Raw genomic sequence first — 2,444 nt, 5'->3', positions numbered from 1 at the left:
GTGCGGCCGCTACGGCCGGGGCGGCGACGGCCACGCTGGCGGCCGGGGCCGCCATGCGCGGCGCGACCAGGAAGTCGACGAGCGTCACGCCCGGCTCCTCGGTGCGCCACAGGGCGGTCAGCCGGTCGGCGAAATGACTGCGGACATAATCGCGCATGAAGGTGGTGGGCACCGCCAGCACGACCGTGTCGGGCGCGCGCAGTTCCACCAGATTGAGCGGACGAATCCAGCTCTGGAAGGTGTTGTCGCCGAGTTCGAGCCGAAGGCGTTTCTTCACCGCCGTCCAGGCTGCCTCGAATTGCTGGTTCTGGAACATGCCCGCCGAATCCGCCCGACCTGGTCGCCCGCCATCAACCGCATCCCCGGGGCCTTGCGCCGGCCGGGGCGTCACCGCCGTCACGTCTGCCGCCAGGGCAGGCCGTCGGCCTTCCAGCCGCCGCTCGCGCCGCGGTGACCGTCGCCGTCGAGGTCACCCTCGAAGCCGGCGATGATGTTATAGGCGGGCGCGATCCCGGCCGCGGTCGCCATGATCGCCGCCGAACGCGATCGGGCCCCCGAGCGACAGAGAAACAGCACGGGCGAACCATCGCCATGCCCGGCCTGCGCCAGCGCCTGCTTCAGCTCGGCCAGGAAATCCGTGTTGGCGACCATGCCGGGAAAATGGGCCCAGGCCGTCAGGATCGGCTTCTTGCCCACGGGCGCGAGATCGGGCACGCCGACGAAGCTCCATTCGGCCTGCGAACGGACGTCGACCAGCACCGCGCCAGAGTCCTGGCTGAGGATACGCCACGCGTCACCCGGGGTGATGTCACCCGCGTAATCTGCCACGACTCCACTCCTCTTCTTCTCATGCGGCGCGGCTGTCATGCCCGGCGGCGCGGCCTCTTGGCCCTGCGCCTGCCCGGCAGCCAGCCGGCAAGATTTTTCCGATCCAAACGATACCGACCGGAAAACTCTCGACGACAACGACGGTTGCTCGCCCTACCTGCCCATCGGGCAAAAAGACTCCCGGCCTGCGCCGCGAAACCGCGGTTGCAGGGGCCTGAATTCCCTTCGCTCGATTAGCTTCCCCGCCAGCCCTGCGAGGAGCAACACCATAACAACCGGCCCGGATGGAAGCAACGGGACCGAAGCGGGAACGGTGAAGAATCGCCACAGGTCACACAAGGGAAGCGGCACCGGCATACCGCAGGCAAGCGCGAAACCTTCAGCGCGGTTGCAGAAAGAACGGCCGCGCCGAAATGAATACGGCCCGCTCAGAGCGGGCCGCTATCACGCCGCGGCAGGAACCGCGGAGCCGTCTTGCCGGACCGGCGATGCCGGTCCGTCGCCGATCAGTTGGCGGAAACGCCCAGCGCCTTCACCCGGGCCGACAGGCGCGAGATCTTGCGGGAAGCGGTATTCTTGGGCAGCACGCCCTTGATCACGCCGCGCGCGATCTCCGGCTCGGCCGCCGCGAAGGCCGCCTTGGCCGCCGCCGCATCGCCGGCCTCGAGCGCCGTCTCGACCTTCTTGATGAAGGTGCGGATGCGCGAGACGCGGGCACGGTTCACCGCGGTGCGCCGTTCCGTGACGCGCACGCGCTTTTTTGCCGATTCCGTATTCGCCATAATGTTCAGACCCGATGTGGATAACCTGGAAAACGAGCGCGGACATCTATCACCAGAGGCCGGGGGAGTAAAGCCGATTCTGCCCTTCCCCCCGCCTCCGCCACCCCCTAGCCCTCGAAGCCGAGGCCACGCGGGCTGAATTCGATGTCCATGTATTTCCAGCTGTCGTAGGTGGCGACCGGCAGATTGCGCAAGGGATTGCACTTCTGCAGGGCGATGAAGGCCTTGTTGATGAAGGCCGGTGTCGTCGTCGGCGTCTGGTCGATCTTCTGCGGCGGCCCCAGCAGCGCCCCGCTCTGGTCGTAGCGCACGCGGAAGGTGACCGACATCTTGTCGATCCCGGCCATGCCCATGTCGACGTACCAGCATTCCTTCATCTGGGCGATGATCGCGCCCTTGTCGGAATTGCTCAGCGGCTTCGTCGGATCATTCGCGTCGAAGATCTCGCGATTCGGCGTCGTGCTTTCACGCGCCTGGGGGGGCGGCGCGCCGGGCTTTTTGGGCGTCGTGTCGTTCAGCAGGGCGTCGAGCTCGTCGAGGTCGACCGCCTTCGCATCCGGTTTCTCGGGCTTCGGCTTGGTCGGCTTCTGCGGCTTCTCGGGCGCGGGCTTGGTCTCGGCCGGCTTCTGGGGCTTTTCGGGCTTCTCCGGCTTTTCCGGTTTCGGCTTTTCCGGTTCCTTGGGCTTTTCCGGCTCTTTCGGCTTCTCGGGCTCCTTGGCCTTTTCGGGTTCGGGAACCTCGCTCTTCACCGGATCGGGCGGGCGCACCTCGGCGACCTCGCGCGGGGGCGCGGGCTTGGGCTGGGGCGCCGTCACGGGCTTCGCCGTCTCGACC

Annotated in this window: 3 protein-coding genes and 1 pseudogene; all 4 read right to left on the bottom strand. The window is 67.3% G+C overall.

The window, feature by feature from the left end:
• Window positions 1-316, bottom strand: a 316-nt coding sequence (locus WAZ62_RS14810) for a DnaA N-terminal domain-containing protein (protein ID WP_422644307.1), incomplete at its 3' end; no start/stop codon positions are given.
• 80 nt (window positions 317-396) lie between these two features.
• Window positions 397-828, bottom strand: coding sequence for a rhodanese-like domain-containing protein (locus WAZ62_RS14805; RefSeq protein ID WP_422644306.1), 432 nt, complete (start codon window positions 826-828; stop codon window positions 397-399).
• A gap of 506 nt (window positions 829-1,334) precedes the next feature.
• The gene (gene rpsT / locus WAZ62_RS14800) at window positions 1,335-1,610 is read right to left on the bottom strand and encodes a 30S ribosomal protein S20 (RefSeq protein ID WP_422644305.1); all 276 of its coding nucleotides are present in this window, start codon (window positions 1,608-1,610) and stop codon (window positions 1,335-1,337) included.
• A gap of 107 nt (window positions 1,611-1,717) precedes the next feature.
• A pseudogene (locus WAZ62_RS14795) lies at window positions 1,718-2,444 on the bottom strand (hypothetical protein); the annotation flags it as partial.

The organism is Zavarzinia sp. (assembly GCF_049306435.1).
GTDB lineage: Bacteria > Pseudomonadota > Alphaproteobacteria > Zavarziniales > Zavarziniaceae > Zavarzinia.
The sequence above is the reverse complement of the archived record's forward strand: the minus strand, read 5'-3'. Positions and strand labels throughout refer to the sequence as shown.

What these genes read in the sequence shown, in the direction of transcription:
- rpsT (WP_422644305.1), bottom strand. Translation starts at nt 1,610, where the DNA reads ATGGCGAATACGGAATCGGCAAAAAAGCGCGTGCGCGTCACGGAACGG.